Raw genomic sequence first — 19,493 nt, forward strand, 5'->3', positions numbered from 1 at the left:
ACCATTTCCAAGGCATGAAACCGGCTATCGTTTCGGAAATCAATAACAAGGCCCTGCTGCACCGCTTCTGGGAGATCGTCTGGCCCTACCGCTGGAAACTGCTGCCCGCCATGCTGGGCATGATCGTCCTCGCGGCCACCAACGGGGCCATCGCCTATCTGGTGCAACCCATTCTGGACCAGGTCTTCATCAAACAGGACCGCCAGATGCTGATGGTGATCCCTCTGGCGGTGCTGGGCATCTTCATGGTGCGCGGGGTGGCCTACTATGTCCAGACCTACATGATGGAAATGGTGGGCCACCGCGTGGTGCAGACCCTGCAACTGCGCATCTACCGCCACATGCTGACCCTGGATCTCTCCTTTTTCCTCTCCACCAGCACCGGGGCGCTCATCTCCCGCATCACCAACGATACCACCCTGCTGAAGGGGGCCGCCTCCACGGTGATCTCCAACATCCTTCGGGAAGGCATGACCGTGGTCTTTCTGCTGGGCGTGGTGGTCTATCGGGACTGGTCCCTCTCCCTGATCGCCATGCTGGGCCTGCCGCTGGCGGGCTACCTGATCTACCGCTTCGGACGGCGCATGCGCAAACTCTCCCGCACCCGTCAGGAGCTGATGGAAGGGGTGGTCACCCACCTGGAACAGACCATCTCCGGACTGCGCATCGTCAAGGCCTTCTGCATGGAAGAGTACGAGCAGAAGGCCTTCACCCGGGTGACGGAACAGGTGCTGACCAATAATCTCCGGGCGGCGGTGGTGCGCTCCCTGTCGAATCCCTCCATGGATCTGATCTCCGGGGTGGCGGTCTGCGGCGTGATTCTCTACGGTGGACAGACGGTGATCGACGGGCAGACCACCACCGGCAACTTCTTCTCCTTCATGACCGCGTTGCTGATGGCCTATACCCCCATCAAGCGCTTCACCGGACTGAACAACTCGTTGCAGGAGAGCCTGGCGGCGGCACGGCGCATCTTCGATTTCCTCGATATCGAACCCGATATGAAGGATGCCCCCCAGGCCGTCGAGCTGCCGCCGATCCAGCGCGAACTGCGGTTCGAAGGGGTCTGGTTTTCCTACGGCGAAGGGCTCGATCCGGTGTTGAAAAACATCGAGTTGACCGTCCGTGCTGGGGAGCGGGTGGCCCTGGTGGGCAAGAGCGGCAGCGGTAAATCGACACTGGTGCATCTGGTGCCGCGCTTTTTCGACGTGCAGTCGGGGCGGGTCAGCATCGACGGGTGTGACATCCGGGACTGCTCCATGCTGAGTTTACGTTCCCAGATCGCCATGGTGACCCAGGAGGTCATCCTGTTCAACGACACCATCGGCAACAACATCGCCTACGGGGCTTCCCACTCCACCCGCGAGGCGGTGGAACAGGCGGCGCGGGATGCCAACATCCTGGATTTCATCCTCGGATTGCCCGAAGGCTTCGACACCGAAATCGGCGACCGGGGCATCAAACTCTCCGGCGGGCAGCGCCAGCGCCTCTCCATCGCCCGTTCCCTGCTGCGCAACGCCCCCATCCTGATTCTGGACGAGGCCACCTCCGCCCTCGACAGCGAGAGCGAGCTGGCGGTGCAGGAGGCCCTGGAGCGCCTGATGACCCACCGCACCACCCTGGTGATCGCCCACCGTCTCTCCACCATCCGTAGCGTGGATCGCATCGTGGTCCTGCGGGAAGGGGAGATCGTGGAGATCGGCAACCACGCCGAGCTGATCGCCCTGGACGGGGAATATGCCCGGCTGCACGCCCTGCAATTCCGCGAACCGGTGGAAGAGGGGCCATGAATGATTCTCCGCAGCGCATCCTGGTCATCAAGTCCCGTCACATCGGGGACGTGCTGCTGACCACGGCCTTGATCGCCACCCTCAAGGCCCACTATCCCGACAGCCGCATCACCGCGCTGGTCAAACGGGGCACCGAGAGCATGCTCTCGGCCAATCCCCATCTGGAGGCGGTCCTGACCTTTCCCCAAAGGGAGCGGGAGGAGGGCGCGGTCGCTTTCGGCGCACGGGGGTTGCGCTGGTTTCTGGCTTTGCGACGGGCGCGTTTCGACTGGGTGATCAATACCACCGAAGGGGATCGGGGGGTGATCACGGCTTTTCTGTCGGGAGCGCCGAAGCGAACCGGACTGGTGCGTTCGGAAGGCGACAAGCGTTGGCGACGCTGGCTTCTGACCGAGCCGATGACCTCCCTTCCGGGCAATCGCCACACCGTGGAGCGCAACCTCGACCTCATCGCGGGCACCATCCCCGACAATTGGCGGCGGGAGGTGGTGCTGGTTGCCACCGCCGAAGCGGCGGCCAGGGTGGAGGGGCTTCTGCGGGAGGCGGGGTGGGACGGCGCACAACCTCTGGCTTGGATCCATCCGGTGGCGCGCTGGTATTTCAAATGCTGGACCCACGACGGCTTCGCCCGCACGGGTGACTGGTTGGCGCAACGGGGCTTTGCCGTGGTGGTGAGCAGCGGGCCGGACGAGACCGGCATGGCCTGGTCGGCGGAGATGCTATCCCGCATGAACGCCCCCGTACTCGATCTTCGGGGGCGGTTGTCCCTGGAGGAGCTTTCGGCTCTGGCGGCGCGGTGCCGGTTTTTTGTGGGGGTCGATTCCGCGCCGATGCACATGGCGGCGGCCATGGGCGTGCCGACCCTGGCCCTGTTCGGACCGTCGGGCGCCTTCGACTGGGGACCGTGGCCCAACGGTTGGGAGGGGCGAACCACCCCCTATCCGCATCGCCACGGTATTCAGCAGGCCGGGAAACACCTGGTCGTTCAACAGGATTGGGAGTGCGTGCCCTGCGGCAAGGACGGCTGCAAGGGCAGCAAACGCAGTGATTGTCTGGAAACGTTGCGCTTCGAGGATGTGGAACCGTTGCTTGCCAGTCGGATAAAGGAAATCCTGCCATGACACGGGTATTGCTGATGACCCAGGAGATCCACCCCATTCCCCCGGTCAAGGGGGCGGCGGTGGAGTATTGGATCTACGCGGTCTCCAAACGGTTGGAGAACTATCAGCCCTTTATCGTATCACCGCCGCATCCCTTCCGTCCCGATTGGGAAAGGGAGGGGGACGTCCAGTTCCAGCGCATCGGCATCGGGCGTCTTTATACCCGGCTGTTTCGCAAGCTGACCCGACTGGATCCCTACGGCTATGTGGATCGGGTGGCGCATTACGCCCGCAGGGAGAAGATCGGGCTGATCCACATCCAGAACGCCCCCAAACTGGTGGCTCCCCTCCGCGCCAAGGTGCCGGGGGCCAAAATCATCCTGCACATGCAAAACGACATGGATGTGTCGGGCCTGCCGGAACTCGACGGGCTGGCTGGCTGCAGCGAATACATTCTGGACCGCTGCCGGGAGCAGGGTGTCAAGGCCCGGGTGATCCAGAGTCTGCCCAACGGGGTCGATCCGGCCCTGTTCGTGCCCTGGTGGCAGAAGCCGGAGGAGAAGGAGCGCCTGCGGGCCACCTTCAAGATGGATGGCAAGAAGGTGATTCTGTATGTGGGGCGCATCTCCCAGGAGAAGGGGGTGGATCTGCTGGTGGAGGCGTTCCGTCACCTGGACCGGGAGCGTTATGTGCTGGCGTTGCTGGGGGAGTGGCCCCAGGGTGATCCGGCCACCAGCCAGAGGGTGGCCTTTGCCCAGGAAGTGGAGCGTCGTCTGGAGGGATTGCCGGTGATTCGTCTGGGGACGGTGGAGCCGGAAGAGGTGCCCCGTTTTCACCCGTTGGCCGATTTGCTGGTGGTGCCGTCGCGCTTTGAGGAGCCTTTTTCCATGGCGGCCATCGAGGCCATGGCTTCGGGAATTCCCGTGTTGGCTTTGAAGCGCGGGGGCATGGTCGAATACATGGAAGACGGTCGCAACGCCTTTCTGCTGGATCCCTCCACCACGGACGGACCCGCTCTGGCGGATGCCATCGAACGGGTTCTGGGGGATCAGGAGACCTTGCGCCGGGTGACGCACAATGCCCGGCGTCTGGTGGAGCACCGCTTCAGTTGGAAGGAGGTGGCGGCGGCGACCGAGGCCTATTACGACGCGGTGATGGGCTGGGAAGGGGAGCAGCCCAGTGTTTCCTGAAGGGCCTGCACACCCTGCCGCAAATAGTCCGCCTCGCTGAAGACCTTGCAGGTTGTTGAGTTGGCGAAGCAGCGTTCCTGCTGGGTGCGATTACGGTAATGGCAGGGGCAGCATCCCAGGGGATGGAATATGACCAGACTGGCGGCTGCGGGATGCAGGGTATGCACCGGCAGATCGTGAGACATGAAGGCCAGATGGATATTGGCCCCGAGTTGGGCCACATGGGAGACGAAGCTGTCGCAGGTGGCCGTCACCCTGGCATGGCCGACCACGCCCAGAATGCTTTCCAGGGAGGGGGTGGTGACACAGGGCAGACCGGCCTCTTCGAACTCCCGGCGCAGGGGATCCTTGGGGGCGAAAAAGCAGCGGAAGCGTTCCGGGGAGAGCCCGGCCTGCTCGGTCAGGTCGCGCAGAAAGGCCGGTGGCAGGAACTGGAAAGAGGCGCCGCTGGGGAAGATGGCCAGATCCAGATCCTCCGGACACTCCGGGGGCAGGGGGGAGGCCACGGCCAGGGAGTGCATGCGTCCCGCCAGAACGGGATAGGAGAGGAAGTGCCCTCGCATGAGATCGATTTCCGTGCAATCCCAGGCTTCCGCCAGGGGGGCCCACATCTTGTGACCGTAATAGACCGGGGTCTCCCGGTGCCAGCGGGTGCCGGCGGCCATGGTTTCATCGGCCCAGCGTTGCAGCATGCGTTCGAAGAAACCGGGACGGGGATAACCGTAGGAGGCCAGGCGGCGGCGTTGGGCGAAATCGTGGTAGAAGTCGCCGGAGTAGCGATTGCGAAAGACGGTGGTCCAGGAGGTTTTGGACGAGGTGTGATAACGAGGACGCGGGGCCCCCTGACTTTCCGAGAGGGAATCGGCCCGGATTTCGGGAAGCAGGGCCTGAACCAGGGGTGTGGCCAGGGTGCGGGTATAGAAACAGGCATCCTGGGAGAGGAATCCCTCCTGGATCTGCATCAAGGCATGCAGACCGTAGACGGCCATGAGACCATCGCCCTGTCCCCCCTGGGCGAGAATGGATCGAATGGGTTTGGTGCGGGCCATGGCGGTTTCTTCACGGTCTGGAATGGGAGAACGGGGCCAGCCGGTGTTCGACCTCGGACCAGACACGATCCGCAGCGATCTCGGCCATCGAGGTCTTCTCACTGCAAGAACCTTGCCTTGCCGGATGCTCCACCACGGAAAGGTTGTCGTGCTGCCGGGGGCAAAGCAGGTGGCCGGGGAAGCGGCAGTGGTAGAGTACCACCATGGGTATTCCGAGGGCTCCCGCCAGATGGCTGGGGCCGGTATCGACCCCGATGTAGAGATCGAGCCGGGCCATGAGCGCCGCCGACTGCCGCAGGGAGAAGTTCCCCGCCGCGACAAGGCAGCGACCGGGGAAGCGCGCCTGAAAAATCCGGGCGGTTTCCCGGCTCTCCGCACCCCCCAGGATCACCAGTCCGGCTTGAGGGTAAGCGCCGAGGAGACGATGGGCCAGGGTCATGAAATGATCCAGGGGCCAGTCCCGGTAGGCCTTGGTGGGAAAACTGCGCAGTTGCAGGCCCACCAGGGGGCGGGGCAGGTTCGGGCCGGCAGTCGATTCCAGCCACTGTTGCGCCTGCCGCGCCTCATCCGGGCTGACCTGGTAGGCCAGTTTGAGGTTTTCGGCCCGCAAGCCCAGGGGTTGGCTCAGCAGCAGACGTTCTTCCACGGCGTGCAGGGGTTCGGCGGGTTCGGCCACGGCGGGTTGCAGCCGCGCGTTGAGGGAGTCGTCGGGCTGACGGAAGGCGATGACCCGTTTGGCCCTTCTCAGGGCATAACGCAGAGTCGGGGCGTGGTGGCCGTAAACCAGGGCCAGATCCCAGCGCACGCCAGCCAAATGGCCCAGCAGGGGGGCGAGCTTCGGACGAAAGGCCTGCAGGCGATCGACGAAGGGCAGGTGTTCCAAAAGCGCCACGCGATCCGGGTGGCCCATGAAGGTCAGATGTGCCTGGGGATAGGCCTCTTTCAGCAGGCGCACCGTCGGCGTGACCAGCAGGGTGTCGCCGATACGCGCGGTTTGGATGACCAGGATGCGGGATGGCGTCTCGACGGAGTGGGGCATCAGACCGACTCCCGCGCCGCCAAAGGGGTGACATTTTCTGTCGGTTTGCCATGCTGTTGAAAAAATTCCAGCATCTGCCGGGCCCGCTCGGCCCAGGAATATCGCCTTGCCACCAGCACTCCCGCCTCCCCCAGCCGGTGCCGCAGGGCCTCGTCCCGCAGCAGCGTATTCAGACCATCGGCCAAAGCGGTGGGATCCTCCGGGTTCACCAGCCAGCCGTTTTCCCCGTGGTGCAACACGTCCCGAATGGTCGGCAGATCACCGGCCACCACCGCTTTGCCCATGGCCAGATATTCGAAGAGCTTCAGCGGGCTGGTATAGCGACTGCCCAAACCGGTGTGGCTCAGAGGTAAAAGACAGATATCCGCCTGGGCGATGGCCTCGAAACGACGCAAGGGGGCGATGCGTCCGGCGAAGTCCACCTTGTCGGCGACTCCCAACTGTCGGGCCAGGGCCTGCAACTCGGCAATGCGCCCATCCTCTCCGCCCACGATGCGCAGCAGCGCCCCTTCCACCTGCCCCATGGCCTGCAACGCCGTTTCCAGTCCCTTCCAGCGGTGCAGACTGCCGAGATAGAGAATGGTCGGCGGGCCTCCGGTTGCCGGGGAAACCCGGCTGCGGGACGCCAGCTCCAGATCCACCCCGCTGGGGGCCACCCGGTGGGGGGTGTCGAAGCCGTAGGCGGCCTGAAGATCGGGGTAGAGGTGCGGGGTGATGGTCAGCAGCCCCTGACAGCGGGTATAGACCCGTGCCTCCCGTTGCTGCAGAAGATATCCCTTGCGCCGCCTCTTCCAGGAGTCGAGGGGATGCTCCTCCTGAAAGCTGCGGGCAAAATGCTCGTGGGTTTCGAAAAAGAGCGGCGGGTGGCCCGGTTGGGCCAGAAGCCTGTCGGCCAGCTTCAGATTGCGCAGCAGAACGACATCGGGGGCCAGCCGGGCCAGTTGCCGTTCGGCGTGCCGGTAGAAGGGCCGGTTGGAAAACCGCGACAGCAGTCTCGGGGCATCGTAAGGCAACAGGCTGACCCTGGCGGACAGAGGTCTGCCCAGGATGCCCTCCACGCTTTGCACGGGCCGGGGGGTGACCAGGTAGAGTTCGACACCCAGGCGTCCCAGGGCATCCACGGTTTGCAGAATCTGCAGGGCTTCGGGGGAGTCATCGGGCACGGGATGGGGGTCGAGGTAGGCCAGACGCATGATGGGCTTCTCTAAGGAGTGGGGAGTTGCAAGGCCTGCTCCAGCAAAGCGGAGACGTGATCCCAGGTGAAGCGTTGCACAATGCGCTGTCGGGCGGCCATGCCCATGGTCTCGCGTTCACGGGCATCGGCGGCGAGACGGGCCATGGCCCGGCCCAAGGCCCGGGCATCGCCGATGGGTGTCAGGATGCCGCAGGCCTCCTGGTTGCCCACCACCTCCGGGATGCCGCCGACGTGGCTGGCGATGACCGGTTTGCCGCTGGCCATGGCTTCGGCGATGGTGATGCCGAAGGCCTCATCCCCGATGCTGGGAAAGACGCCGCAATCGATGGCCCGATAGTATTCGGGCAGCTGATGGTGCGGCTGGCTTTGCAGAAAGATGACCCGATCGGCCAGACCCAGAGCGGCGCTTTTTTGTATCAGATGAGGTTTTTCCGCGCCGTCGCCGATGATCAGCAGACGGGCTTCGGGAAAGTCGGCCATGGCCGGACTGGCCAGGGCCTCGATGGCGAAGCGCAGCCCCTTCCACCCCACCAGGCGACCGGCGAAACCGAAGAGCAGCCCCTGGGGCAGTCCGAGGCGCTGCCGGTCCGGTGTTTCGGAGGCAGGATGGAAACGGCTGCAATCCACGCCGTTGGGCACCACCAGGGGAAATCGCTTGTAACGGCTCGCCAGTTGCCAGGCGTTGAAATGGCTTACGGAAAGAATCCGGTCGATGCGGGAGACCAGCTTGCGGTCGCCCGGAAAAAAGTCGGTGCCCCCGCTGCAAAAGGCGAAGCGGGTGGTGGTGCCGCGAGGCAGCAGCCAGGGCCAGAAGAAATCGAAGGGTTTGGTGAGGATGGCCCAGTCGAAACGGCCCGCCAGGAAATCGCCTCGGGCGGGAGGGAGCAGGGAAAGGCGTTCGCCGATACGCTGAAAGCGGCTGCCCAGATCGGGAAACCGGTCTCTCTTGCGGATGGGGTAGGTGCGGATCTCGAAGGGGACCGTCGGCAGCGAGGCGGCCTCGGCGGAAAAGAGGGTCACCTGATGCCCTCGGCGGGCAAGGTTTTCCGCCAGGCTCCAGACCCAGGTTTGGATGCCTCCGTAGGACCAGGTGACGGTTGCTTCAATGAAGGCGATGCGCGCCATGACGGGTCAACTGTTCCAGGGAGAGGGTCAGAAGGAGGAGTTGAAACACCTGTTCCGCCAGTCGATGGTGGCCCTGTTGAAAAGCCCTTGTCAATGCCGTGACTGCGCCGGCCTCGATTTGAGCCCCGCTCACCTGTTGCAGGCGGGGACCGAGATCCTGCAGGAACGGTGTCAGGGGACCGGTCAACCATGTGTTCAAGGGGGGATTGAAGCCGCGTTTGGGGGCGGTGAAGAGCCGCTCCTCCTGACAGGGGGGACAGCAGGGTCTCAAAGCCAGTTTGGCGGGTCGGGTGAAGCGTTCGGGGTGAGGCAGCGCCCAGACCTCTTCCACCAGCTTGTGGTCCAGCAGGGGCACCCGCAGCTCCAGGCCGTGGGCCATGGTGCAGAGATCGGCCTTGCGCAGGATGTAGTCGGGCAGATAGTTGTGAAAATCGATCCAGGAGAGGCGCTCCAGGGGGGAGACATTCGGGGCGGAAGGGGGCGTTTTCCAGTAGGGTTTGGGGTTGACGGGAAAATCGGGCTGCAGAAAGCGCCGCATGGCGGGGAACAGCCCCGAAAAGCGCAACATGTAGGACTCCTCCCAGGAGAGGGCGAGGGCGTCGTTGATCTTGGCCAGGCGGCCCGGCGGGGCGTGGGGGGTGAAGGTGGGCCAGATTCCCGGCAAACGGGGCTGCCAGCGGGTGGCGAGGTGTTTGGCGTAGCGTTTGTAGCCGCCGAAGAGTTCGTCCCCCCCGTCGCCGCCCAGCACCACCACGGCGGATTTGCGGGTTTCACGGGCCAGATACCAGGTGGGAATGGCGCTCGGGTCGGCGAAGGGCTCGTCCAGATCGGCCACGATGCGGGGAAAATCCTCGGCCAACTCTTCCCGGATCTGCAAAATGGTATGGGGAAACCCAAGGCGTGCGGCGAGACGGGCGGCGGTGGGCGACTCGTCGAAAGGGGTGCCGGGAAAGCCCATGGTGAAGGCCTGCATGCGGGGGCGCACCGCTTCGGGCAGGGAGGCGGCCACGGTGGCGGAATCGATGCCGCCACTGAGAAAGAGCCCCAGAGGCCGGTCCGACGGGGTGCGCAGCTGCACCGCCTCCCGCACCCGTTCCGCCAGATTGCCGGGGTGACGGGTGGCAGCCAGTTGCCAGTAGGGTCGGATCTCCATTTGATGATCCCGCAGGTCGATCCGGGCGAGATAACCGGGGGGCAGGCGCCGGATGGCCGGATAGACGGAGCGGGATCCCGGTATATAGCGGTGGGCCAGATAGGCGTCCAGGGCTTCCGGGTCGAAGCGGCGTTCCTCCTCGGGCAGAAAAGGCACCAGGGCACGCACCACGGAGGCGAAGGCCACGCCGTGACGGTTGCGGGTGTAGACCAGGGGCTTGATGCCCAGCCGGTCACGCGCCAGCAGCAGCCGGTTTTGGCGGAAGTCGAGGATGGCCAGGGCGAACATGCCGCGAAGACGCTCCAGGAAGCCCAGATCCCAGGCCAGATAAGCCTTGAGGATGAACTCCGTGTCGCCGCTGGTTTGAAAGGCGAAGCCCTGACTTTCCAGTTGCGCCCGATCCGTCTCCCAGCCGTAGACCTCGCCGTTGTAGCAGATCCACACCTGTCCATCGGGACTGGACATGGGTTGGTGGGCCGCCTCCCGCAGATCCCGCACGCTCAGGCGGGTGTGCAGCAGGGCGGTGCGCACGGCGTGGTCCGGTTCCCAGGTTTGACAACGGGCCACATCCGGACCACGGGGTCGCAACGGCTCCAGCATGGCCTGCAGCAGACCCGGCGCCACCGGACGGTGGGAGAGTAGTCCCGCGATACCGCACATTCAGCGACTCCCCGTCGCTGGGACGATGAGGCGATGAAACAGGGCCTCCATGCGGTCGAGCATCCGTTCCAGCCCGCAATGTTCGCGGGCATGATGCAGAGCCCCCTCCCCGAGTTGCTGCCGCTGCTCGGGATGTTCCAGAAGACGGCGAATGGCCGAAGCCAGGGCGTCGCTCTGTTTCGGCGGCACCAGCAGGCCGGTCTGCTCGGCAATGACCAATTCCCCGATGCTGCCGATGGGGGTGGAGATCACCGGCAGACCCGTGGCCATGGCCTGCATCAGGGCCTGGGGCACCCCCTCTTCGGCGTAGGAGGGCAGCACGAAGAGATCCATGGCCTGCAGCCAGAGGGGCACATCCTCTCGGTTTCCGGGCATGATCAGCCGCTCCGTGAGGCCCAGTTCAGCGGCCAGTCGTTGCAGATTGGCCCGTTGCGGGCCATCCCCCACCACCAGCAGGTGGCGGGATGGCTCTTCCCGGATCAATTCCGCCATGGCCTGGAAGAGGTAGACGTGACCTTTCCAGTTGCGCAGCGTGGCCACGATGCCCACGATCGGTGCGGTCTCCGGCAGACCGAGGGCGTGCCGCGCCGCCGATTTGTCGCCGGGATGGAACCGTTCCAGGTCGATGCCGGTGGGGATCGAGGTCATGTGGTCCGGGGCAACGCCGTTTTCGCTGTGCAGCCGGCTTTTCAGCGCCTCTCCGGTGGTGACCAGATGGTCGCAGCCTTTGCTGTAGAGCCAGCGGGTCAGGGGATCCTGACCCACGGTGGTGGAGACGTGGCGCAGGCGCAGCAGCGGAGGTCGCGGGGCAAGGGTGCGCACCGCCACCGCCGCCAGCCAACTGTCCACCGAGCTGTGGGAGACCACAATATGGGGGGCGAAGCGGAGAAGTTGCTTGCGCATTGCCCACAGAGCCGACAGACTCTTCTTACCCAAGGGGGTTGCCTGGGCGGGCACGCCATATTGGGGGGCGTTGCGCAGGATATGGGCTTCTTCGGGGGCCAGCAGCAGCAGTTCGTGGCCGCGCCCGATCAGGCCTCGCGCTTCGGTGAGGGTGCGGATCTCCTGTCCGCCCCAGCCGCAGGAGGCCTCCACATGCAGAATGCGCCAGGGTGGTGAAACGGCGCTGGGGTTCGATCCGGCTTCCATGCTTCCCCGCTACGTGTTGGCAAGGTGATCCAGGCGGGTGATGATATCGCACTTTTTCCGATGGACAAACCGCTGATGAGCGTCAACAAAAGCATCGTATTGGTCAGGCAGCGATTTTCCGCCTTCGGCGGGGCGGAGCGTTTTCTGGACCGGGCCCTGGAATCCCTGCGGCGACAGGGGGCGCAGGTCTCCATCGTGGCCCGTTCCTGGGACGGGGGCAGCGCCGCCGTGAACGGGGTGGTCTGCAACCCCTTCTTCCTGGGGCGGTTGTGGCGCGATGCGGGTTTCGCCTGGGGCGTCTGCCGTTTGCTTTCCAGTCGGGACGGGGTCTTGGTGCAGTCTCACGAAAGGCTGCCCTGCTGTGACATCTACCGGGCCGGGGATGGTGTTCACGCCGTCTGGCTGGAGCAGCGGGGGCGGGTGGTTTCGGGTTTGCGCCGGTTTCTCGACCGTTACAGTCCCTATCACGCCTACACCCGTTTCATGGAGGGGCGGCTTTACCGCAGTCCGCGCCTCAAGGCGGTGATCTGCAACTCCGCCATGGTCAAAGAGGAGATTCAGGAGAACTACGGGGTCGATGAATCGCTGTTGCACGTCATTTACAACGGCGTGGACAGTGAGGCCTTTCACCCCGACCTCAAAGTCAGACACCGGGAAGCCCTGCGTCGGGAGTGGAAGATTCCCGAGGAGGCGGTGCTGTTTCTCTTTCTGGGCTCGGGCTACCAGCGCAAAGGATTGGCCCAGGTTCTGACGGCCCTGGCCCGCCAGACCGACGAGGCCTGGTTGATGGTTGTCGGGCAGGAGAAGAGCCTGCGGCGTTACAAAAGGATGGCCGCGCGCTTGGGCTTGAAGGACCGGGTGCGTTTCGCCGGCGCCCAGCCCGATGTGGGCCCCTTCTATGGTGCAGCGGACGCTTTTGTACTGCCGTCGCTCTACGATCCATTCGCCAATGCGGTGCTGGAGGCCATGGCGTGTGGACTGCCGGTGATCACCTCCCGCAAATGCGGCGCGGTGGACCTGATCGCCGACGGCGAGAACGGCTATCTGGTGGACGCCCTGGACGAAACCGCCCTGGCCCTGGCCATGACCCGTCTGCACGATGGGGCGTTGCGGGAGAAAATGGGCCGAAAATCCCGCGAGACGGTGCTGCCCCTGAGCTTTGCCGCCATGGGGGAGAAGTTGCTGGCGCTGTATGAGGAGTTGCTTTCCAGGTAAAGCAGATGAGAGATGAATCAGCTTCCTTTCAATATTTATCCTTTAAAATATCAAAAAAAGAAAATGTTCTATCTTTTGACTTTTGCTTTGTTTACAATTCTTCTGTTAACGTACATCGCCAAAAGTTTTTAAGCTTGCTGGATAGCAGTCCATCACTCAGGCGGCCTCCACGCTCACGACCACCCGTCGTCCCATGGCGGCCAGCGCCATTTCAATCTGGTCGAGGCGGGAGGCGTGGCGCAGGTCCAGCAGTCGATCCACCTGGGGCAGGTGCCAGTGCAGTCGTTTGGCCAGTTCCGTCCTGTGTACCCCATCCTCCTGCATGGCTTGATGAAGGGCCAGTTTGGCGCAGATCAGGGCGTCGGGGCAGACCGTGGGGCGGCCATTGGCGGGTGAGGGCAAAGGGATCGCTCTCCGGGTGTCGATATACATCTCCAGGGCGGTTTCCAGGGCATCCTTGGCTCGCATGAGGGATTCGTCCCGGTCTTCTCCCTGGGTGATGGCGGGAGGAAGGTCCGGGAAGGTGACGACAAACCCCCCTTCTTCGGCGGGAGTGAGTTCGATGGCGTAATCCCACATCAGGCAGACTCCTGTTTCAGACCAAGCTGCTTTTTGATGGCCTCGACGGTACCCTTCTTCAATTCAGCGGAATGCATCGGCAATATCGACATCCGGCCATTCAGATAGACCCGGAGATGGCTTCCGCGTCCGGGTGCGAAGGTTGCCCCTTGCTGTGCCAGCCAGCGTTTGAATTCGTTGCTGTTCATGCTATGAAAATCTAACGGAATTATTGCTTGCGGTCAACCGTTCTGTTATGTTTTTCCCGGAGGGTATGGTTGGGGTGCGAAAGCCCTGCGGCAGAAGGCGTGATATTTTCGAGAACGTCGTGGAGACGGTCATGGCACAGCTTCGGATTCGAAATATGGATGAAGAAGTGGTTCGGAGGCTGGAACACGCAGCCTCCCTTCGGGGTATTCCCATGGAGAGACCTGTACGGGAAATCCTTGTCGCGAAGGAGTTCCCCTCCAAGGCCGAGCTGGTGGCACAAGCCAATGCCATCGCCGCCATGTCGCCCTGGTCGCCGAAGGGCTTGCCTACGTCGTCGGAGGTACTGATTCGCCAGGATCGGGACGGGTGTGACGATCCCTATCGTTGATACCAATGTGGTCAGCAAGTGGCATCTTGAAGAGGAAGAGCGGGAGGCTGCCATGCCCATTGCGGGCGGCGGTGAGGTGGTGTTGGCACTGGATTTGTTGGCGGCTGAGGTTGGCGATGTGTTAAAAATGTCGAGGAGGTATTGCTCCAAAACAGATGTTCAAGTCCGGGCAGCGTGATCAGGATCATCTCACGTTAGAAGTCGAAAGAAATGACTCACATTGAATGAGCTAGATTTCGGTTAATTCGTAGTTTGATGGCGAGGTATACATGAATCTCCTGGAACTCCCTAACGAAACATTAGTCTATATTTCTATTATTGTTAGCATGTTTGTCTTGTTTGTCTTTTTCTTTAACTCAAAAACGGCAGCGCGTGCCCCATCGATTCTAACAACAATGGGAATATTTTTTACCTTTCTTGGTATTGCCAAAGGGTTATTTTACTTTGATGCAAAAAATATTCAAAGCAGTGTTCCTGCGCTACTGGATGGGTTGCGGACTGCATTTTGGGCATCCGTGTTTGGTGTTGGGTCTGCACTGTTGATTAAAATGCGAGAGCTTATTTGGGGAATCCCAGTTCACAAAGGGGAGATTATCCGTTCCCAAGGAGCGACTATTGACGATCTGGCTGTCCATCTTATTGCTCTGCGTCAGGCACTAATTGGCACTGACGACTCAACTCTCATCACTCAACTCAAATTGGGGCGCCAGGAGAGCAACGATCGTCTTGATAGCGTAAAGCGCGTTATGGAAGAATTTACCCGCACTATGGCAGACAATAACTCCAAAGCCCTCATCGAGGCCTTGGAACAGGTCATGCGTGATTTCAATACCAAGATCAACGAGCAGTTTGGTGAGAATTTCAAGAAACTCAATTCGGCAGTAGGTGATATTTTGATTTGGCAAGAACGCTATCGTGCTCAAATGGGTGAGATGATCGTTCAGCAGGAACGCAACACAAAATCGCTGGAGCAGGCCTCTCTGAAGTTTGAAAATTTGGTCAGCCATGCCGAGCAATATACCCGAACTGCGCAGGATTTGGCTAATCTCCTGCAAGCCATCGAAATCCAGCGGAAGTCGTTGGAGGAAGGTATGACCTCCTTGGGCCAGTTATTCATCACGGCCTCCAGGAGCTTGCCCGAGATCGAAACTCGCATCGTCGATTTCGCTGCTCAGATAGCCCGATCAACCCAGAAGGCCAACGAAGATATGGCCATTGCCGCTCGTTCGAGCATGGAAAACATGCGGACTTCTGTGGAGAAGGTGATCAATAGTTCTGCTGCCCAGTTGGAGAAGTTGGAAAAGGCACTCTTGGAGGTCGAGAACACTGTTCTCAAATGTGTTCATCAAGTAAAAGAGGGGTCCACCCAGGCCAACGAGATGATGGGGCGCAGTGTGCAGGAAAGCGCCCAAGCCATCAAGAAATCACTTGCAGAAGGTCAGGATGTGATGTCTGAAGGAATACGTGCTACCAATGAGAAATTTAATAGTCAGGTCCAGGAGATGATCAATAAATCCGGGCAGCAGGTTGCTACCTTGGATTTGGCTTTAGAGAAGGAGTTGACGAAATCTCTGGAGTCGCTAGGTAAGCAACTTACTGCTCTTTCCCAGCAGTTTGTGAGAGACTATGAACCGCTAGTAGCAGCCTTGCGCGAAATCACAAACGCCGTGAGACAGAGTTAGCTTACCCATGGACAAGCCCAATCTGACATCAGAGCAGGATGACCACTGGATACCGCTCAGCGACTTGATGACGGGCCTAATGATGTTCTTTATGTTGCTTGCCGTGTCCTTCATGGTAAAAGTAGAGGCTGATTCAGACAAAATAAAACGAGTTGCTATTCTCTATGATCAGCTTCGCTCGGACCTCTATAATGATCTGGATAGCGAATTCCGGAAGGATCTGGGGCGCTGGGGAGCCGAATTGGATGCGGATTTGACCGTTCGCTTCAAGGAGCCAGAGGTTTTGTTCGATATTGGTTCTGCGATACTCAAGCCCAGGTTTACGATTATTCTCAACGAGTTCTTCCCTCGTTATGTTTCTATCCTGTCCTCTGATAAGTATCGTAACTCAATTACCGAAATACGGGTGGAGGGGCATACGTCCAGTTCTTGGGGTCAGGATAGTGCAACGGATTATGCCTATTTTAAAAATATGGAGCTATCCCAATCCCGCACCAGATCGACTCTTCAGTATATTCTTCAGTTGCCGGACGCGCTAAAAGAGCAGGATTGGTTGCGCCGGCACTTGACAGCAAATGGGCTCTCCTCCTCGAAGTTGATTATCGGATCTGACGGCAAAGAGAATTCCCTCCGCTCCCAACGTGTTGAGTTCAAGATTCGTACTGATGCCGATGCTCGTATCGCATCTATTTTGGAGGTGTCACGGTGAAACTGCCTGATTTCATTCAAGATGATGCTCTCAACGGGCTGCGCAAAAAGATGGGAGCACCTTTGGGCGACTTTAGCTTGATAGCCGAAAAGGGATTCGTCTTGACTTGCGATGAGATTATTCGTCTGACGACTCAAGGTATCGAAATACCAATATCAGAGGTAAAAGTTCTGCCAGATGGTACGATAGCCTACAAAAATAGTAGAATAATTATTTATATTCGTGATATCGTTAGTTTCAATAATAACAATCGTGGATTGCCGAAATTTCACATTGCAAACTGCGACACGCTGGAAAAAATGAGGTCCAATGATCGATTTGAACGGTATGTGGTTTCTACCAGAGAAGATGGTTTGTTTGTCATTAATGTAGTGCAGTCGAATGGAATGCCCATTCACCGGGAAGAACGGCTTTTGGTTTGCCAGAATTGCTTAACGCGATTGAACTGGGAAAGATTCGGATTTGGAATGAATAAAGCTGCACGCCTCGACTTTGTAAGGCGTTTCAGTATAGCGAAGTTCTTTGAACGCTATAAAAAGACATTCATATTAGATACTCCTGCGAGTACGGACAAAGACGCTCCGATCAACAATTACCCTAATGATTTTTATGATATTGCTGAAAGAATAAAAAGGGTCAGAGGGTACTGCTGTGAAAAGTGTAAAATTAATTTAATAAAACACCAAAGGTATTTGCATGCTCATCACAAAAATGGGCAAAAAAATGATTCGCGTCCCGAGAACATCGCTGTCTTGTGTGTTGCCTGTCATGCAGAGGAATTTGGGCATGCTCATATTAAGAATGCTCCTTATTATAACGATTTCTTAATAATGCGCGAATCCAAACCAATGAAAAAAATTGCCCCCATATCATCTGGAAATGGTAATTCACCTGCTCTCGTGCAATCTGCCAAGTTTGTTGGTTGGGAAAGAGCTGCTCGGGAAATAGCTAATACCCACGGATTGTCAGTTGAGGATTCTAGGGGTGCCGGTGGTAATTTCTGGGTTTATTTAAATTCTTCCGATCATCCAGCTTCAGATAATCTTAAAAGTATTGGGTTTAGCTACTCAGAAAAGCGTGAAGGGTTCTGGCGTAAGGAATAGGTATAGCCAAAGGTACTGAAGCATAATCCCAGACGGCGAAATCGGAAGTTCCCGCCAAACCGAGGCCCAGCAGGTGGTCGGCTCTGTGTCCAAGACTGGAGAGCAGACTGGCCAGGGTTACAGGCAGTTGAGTATCCACCAGAAAATACACCTCACGCCACGCTCAGAATGGGATAGTCAATCTGCCGGGTGGCGTATTCCAGGGCGGCAACGATATCCTCCGCTTCCAGATAGGGATAATCCGCCAGGATCTCCTCGGCGGACATGCCGGAGGCCAGCATCTCCAGAATATCCTTGACTCGTATCCGCAGGCCCCGAAGGCACGGACGCCCGCCGCATTGCCCCGGATCGGCGGTGATGCGATGCAATGGGCTCATGAGTCACCCTCTCGTTTGGCGTTCCATTCCCGCTCCAACACCTTGGCATACTTCACAAAGGTATTCAAGCAGCCCAGGCCGATGTGGATCAGGCCGGGGATGCCGTCGCGCAGTCCCTGGCGCAACAGGGCGAACTTGATGAAACGCACCAGCGGACTCAGCAGCAGATGATGCCAGCGGCAGCGGAAGCCCTTTTCAAAGAGAATCCCCGCCTGCAGGCTGGTGTAGCGGTTCTGTTTGTCCAGGTAGGTGGCGATGCCCTGTTCCGATTCGTGCAGCAGATCCCCCTTCAATACGCCGACGGCAACCCCGGCCTCGGGTTGCACGAACTCGTGTACCGGGTGGCTGGTCCACTGGGCCTTTTGGCGATGGAACAGACGCAGATTGTAGTCGGGATACCCCTCGCCGTGATAAAGCCAGCGCCCCAGAAAACGGTTGCGGCGCGGGAAGCGGTAGGCCTGGAAACGGGGATTGTCCAGGGCGTCGAGGATGGCCCGACGCAACTCGGGGGAGACCCGTTCGTCGCTGTCGAGACACAACACCCAATCGTGGCGGGCCAGGCTCACGGCCAAGTGTTTCTGGGGACCGAAACCCAGCCAGGGGTGTTGCTCCACCCGACAGCCGAAACGCTGCGCGATCTCCAGGGTCGGATCCCGACTGCCGGAATCGACCAGGAGAATCTCATCGACGAAATCGAGGCTCTCCAGGCAGGGGGGCAATACCGTGGCAGCGTTTTGGCAGATGATGACCGCCGAAAGCGGGGGCCGGGTCATCGACAGACCCCCTTGAGGGCGCGCAATACCTGATCCGGCGAAACGGAGCGGAAACAGGGGGGATGCAGCGGACCCGAAACCGGCAGGGGACAGCGGCGCAACATGCACGGCGCGCAATCAAGGCTGGATTGGAGATGAATCTGGCGGTTTCCGGGCAGACCGGAGTAAGCCGGATTGGTGGCCCCGAACAGGGTGACCGCCGGAACCGAAAGGCAGGTGGCCAGATGAGCCAGACCCGAATCGAGGCCCACCACCCCCACCGCCCGGACCATCAGCGCCGCCAACTGGCCGACGGAGAGAGGCGGCAAAACCACCGCACCCGTTCCGGCGGCCTCCCGCAGGCGATGGGCCCGTGCCTCTTCTTCCGCATTGCCCCGTGGCAACAGCACCCGCCAACCCTCGACCGTACAGCGTCGGGCCAGTTCCCCCCAGAAGGGTTCCGGCCAGAGTTTGCTGCTCCAGGCGGTGCCGTGCAACAGCATCACGAAGGGCTGATCGACCGGCAGGGGCGCTTCGGGCAGACGATTGGCATCCAGGCCGAATACCGGGGGCGTCGCGGGGAGGGCATAGTCGCCCGCTCCGGCCAGAAGGCGTCGCAACCGCAGCACCACATGATCCTCTGCCCGACACGCCACCCGATGGCGGTAAAACGGCAATGCCAGCCGCTCCCGAACCCAGGATTCATCGGGGCCCCAGCGGTTAATGCCACGGGCCAGACGGGCCAGCAGCGCGCTCTTCAACAAGCCTTGGGCATCGACGATGCAATCAAAGGGCTCTTGCCGCAAAGCCTGCAAAAAGCGGGAGGGGGCGCCGTGGCGCAAACTTTCCCAGGGGGTGCGACGCCACTGGCGCAAGGGAATTTCCACCACCCGATCCACCCCCGGATGCCAGCGGGGGATATCGGCGTAGGCGGGTTCGCACAGCCAGGTGAGATGGGCATCGGGATGGGCCCGGCGAAAATCGCTGACTGCGGGCAGACAGTGCAGCAGATCCCCCATGGAGGAGATCTTGACCAGCAGCAGCCGCAC

The 19,493-nt window shown here is 60.5% G+C and carries 21 protein-coding genes; 9 read left to right on the plus strand and 12 right to left on the minus strand.

What is annotated here, in order from left to right:
- The first annotated feature begins 38 nt into the window (after nt 1-38).
- From msbA to HQL56_01730, 3 genes are read left to right on the plus strand one after another with little or no spacing between them, the layout of a single operon-like run.
- Entirely contained in the window at nt 39-1,790 is a 1,752-nt protein-coding gene (msbA, locus tag HQL56_01720; protein MBF0308231.1) for a lipid A export permease/ATP-binding protein MsbA, read from the plus strand.
- The gene (gene rfaQ, locus HQL56_01725; protein MBF0308232.1) at nt 1,787-2,911 is read left to right on the plus strand and encodes a putative lipopolysaccharide heptosyltransferase III; all 1,125 of its coding nucleotides are present in this window, start codon (nt 1,787-1,789) and stop codon (nt 2,909-2,911) included. Before msbA ends, rfaQ begins: the two co-directional genes overlap by 4 nt.
- Entirely contained in the window at nt 2,908-4,080 is a 1,173-nt protein-coding gene (locus tag HQL56_01730; GenBank protein ID MBF0308233.1) for a glycosyltransferase, read from the plus strand. Before rfaQ ends, HQL56_01730 begins: the two co-directional genes overlap by 4 nt.
- On the opposite strand, the gene HQL56_01735 is transcribed toward HQL56_01730, so the two are convergent.
- Genes HQL56_01735 through HQL56_01760 form a run of 6 tightly spaced genes read right to left on the minus strand, consistent with a single transcriptional unit; the run spans nt 4,032 to nt 11,450 of the window.
- Nucleotides 4,032-5,129 (minus strand): hypothetical protein, encoded by a 1,098-nt coding sequence (locus HQL56_01735; GenBank protein MBF0308234.1) that lies wholly within the window; start codon nt 5,127-5,129, stop codon nt 4,032-4,034. The genes HQL56_01730 and HQL56_01735 overlap by 49 nt on opposite strands.
- Before the next feature lie 10 nt (nt 5,130-5,139).
- Nucleotides 5,140-6,168, minus strand: a complete 1,029-nt coding sequence (locus tag HQL56_01740; GenBank protein MBF0308235.1) for a glycosyltransferase family 9 protein — start codon at nt 6,166-6,168, stop codon at nt 5,140-5,142.
- A complete protein-coding gene (locus tag HQL56_01745; protein MBF0308236.1) occupies nt 6,168-7,361 on the minus strand; it encodes a glycosyltransferase family 4 protein in 1,194 nt (397 codons plus the stop codon). Before HQL56_01745 ends, HQL56_01740 begins: the two co-directional genes overlap by 1 nt.
- 11 nt (nt 7,362-7,372) lie before the next feature.
- Nucleotides 7,373-8,488, minus strand: coding sequence for a glycosyltransferase family 4 protein (locus HQL56_01750; GenBank protein ID MBF0308237.1), 1,116 nt, complete (start codon nt 8,486-8,488; stop codon nt 7,373-7,375).
- Nucleotides 8,466-10,301, minus strand: a complete 1,836-nt coding sequence (gene asnB / locus HQL56_01755; protein ID MBF0308238.1) for an asparagine synthase (glutamine-hydrolyzing) — start codon at nt 10,299-10,301, stop codon at nt 8,466-8,468. The genes HQL56_01750 and asnB overlap by 23 nt, the downstream gene beginning before the upstream one ends.
- Nucleotides 10,302-11,450 carry a glycosyltransferase gene (locus tag HQL56_01760; GenBank protein ID MBF0308239.1) on the minus strand — a complete coding sequence of 383 codons (1,149 nt, stop codon included), beginning with the start codon at nt 11,448-11,450 and terminating at the stop codon, nt 10,302-10,304. It abuts the gene before it with no gap.
- A gap of 75 nt (nt 11,451-11,525) precedes the next feature.
- Here HQL56_01760 and HQL56_01765 point away from each other — a divergent pair, with 75 nt between their 5' ends.
- Nucleotides 11,526-12,665, plus strand: coding sequence for a glycosyltransferase family 4 protein (locus HQL56_01765; GenBank protein ID MBF0308240.1), 1,140 nt, complete (start codon nt 11,526-11,528; stop codon nt 12,663-12,665).
- Nucleotides 12,666-12,821: 156 nt separating this feature from the next.
- Here HQL56_01765 and HQL56_01770 read toward each other — a convergent pair whose 3' ends face one another.
- Together HQL56_01770 and HQL56_01775 are read right to left on the minus strand one after the other, a co-directional pair.
- Nucleotides 12,822-13,244, minus strand: a complete 423-nt coding sequence (locus HQL56_01770) for a type II toxin-antitoxin system HicB family antitoxin (GenBank protein MBF0308241.1) — start codon at nt 13,242-13,244, stop codon at nt 12,822-12,824.
- Nucleotides 13,244-13,432: a type II toxin-antitoxin system HicA family toxin gene (locus tag HQL56_01775; GenBank protein MBF0308242.1), complete on the minus strand. Its 189-nt coding sequence runs from the start codon at nt 13,430-13,432 to the stop codon at nt 13,244-13,246. Before HQL56_01775 ends, HQL56_01770 begins: the two co-directional genes overlap by 1 nt.
- A gap of 131 nt (nt 13,433-13,563) precedes the next feature.
- Between HQL56_01775 and HQL56_01780 the strand changes: the two genes are divergently transcribed.
- The 5 genes from HQL56_01780 (at nt 13,564) to HQL56_01800 (ending at nt 17,315) form a co-directional block, all read left to right on the plus strand.
- Nucleotides 13,564-13,821, plus strand: a complete 258-nt coding sequence (locus HQL56_01780; protein MBF0308243.1) for a hypothetical protein — start codon at nt 13,564-13,566, stop codon at nt 13,819-13,821.
- On the plus strand, nt 13,802-13,999 hold the full coding sequence (locus HQL56_01785; GenBank protein ID MBF0308244.1) for a hypothetical protein: 198 nt from the start codon (nt 13,802-13,804) through the stop codon (nt 13,997-13,999). Before HQL56_01780 ends, HQL56_01785 begins: the two co-directional genes overlap by 20 nt.
- A gap of 91 nt (nt 14,000-14,090) precedes the next feature.
- On the plus strand, nt 14,091-15,503 hold the full coding sequence (locus HQL56_01790; GenBank protein MBF0308245.1) for a hypothetical protein: 1,413 nt from the start codon (nt 14,091-14,093) through the stop codon (nt 15,501-15,503).
- A gap of 7 nt (nt 15,504-15,510) precedes the next feature.
- The gene (locus HQL56_01795; GenBank protein ID MBF0308246.1) at nt 15,511-16,212 is read left to right on the plus strand and encodes an OmpA family protein; all 702 of its coding nucleotides are present in this window, start codon (nt 15,511-15,513) and stop codon (nt 16,210-16,212) included.
- Entirely contained in the window at nt 16,209-17,315 is a 1,107-nt protein-coding gene (locus tag HQL56_01800) for an HNH endonuclease (GenBank protein ID MBF0308247.1), read from the plus strand. The genes HQL56_01795 and HQL56_01800 overlap by 4 nt, the downstream gene beginning before the upstream one ends.
- Here the strand turns inward: HQL56_01800 and HQL56_01805 are convergent.
- From HQL56_01805 to waaC, 4 genes are read right to left on the minus strand one after another with little or no spacing between them, the layout of a single operon-like run.
- Complete coding sequence (locus tag HQL56_01805; protein MBF0308248.1) at nt 17,272-17,454, minus strand: DUF5615 family PIN-like protein; 183 nt, start codon at nt 17,452-17,454, stop codon at nt 17,272-17,274. The two genes, HQL56_01800 and HQL56_01805, sit on opposite strands and share 44 nt — an antisense overlap.
- A 13-nt stretch (nt 17,455-17,467) precedes the next feature.
- A complete protein-coding gene (locus HQL56_01810) occupies nt 17,468-17,692 on the minus strand; it encodes a DUF433 domain-containing protein (GenBank protein ID MBF0308249.1) in 225 nt (74 codons plus the stop codon).
- Nucleotides 17,689-18,465 carry a glycosyltransferase family 2 protein gene (locus tag HQL56_01815; GenBank protein MBF0308250.1) on the minus strand — a complete coding sequence of 259 codons (777 nt, stop codon included), beginning with the start codon at nt 18,463-18,465 and terminating at the stop codon, nt 17,689-17,691. The genes HQL56_01810 and HQL56_01815 overlap by 4 nt, the downstream gene beginning before the upstream one ends.
- Nucleotides 18,462-19,493: a lipopolysaccharide heptosyltransferase I gene (gene waaC, locus HQL56_01820; protein MBF0308251.1), complete on the minus strand. Its 1,032-nt coding sequence runs from the start codon at nt 19,491-19,493 to the stop codon at nt 18,462-18,464. The genes HQL56_01815 and waaC overlap by 4 nt, the downstream gene beginning before the upstream one ends.

Source organism: Magnetococcales bacterium, assembly GCA_015231925.1.
Classification (GTDB): Bacteria; Pseudomonadota; Magnetococcia; order Magnetococcales; family JADGAQ01; genus JADGAQ01.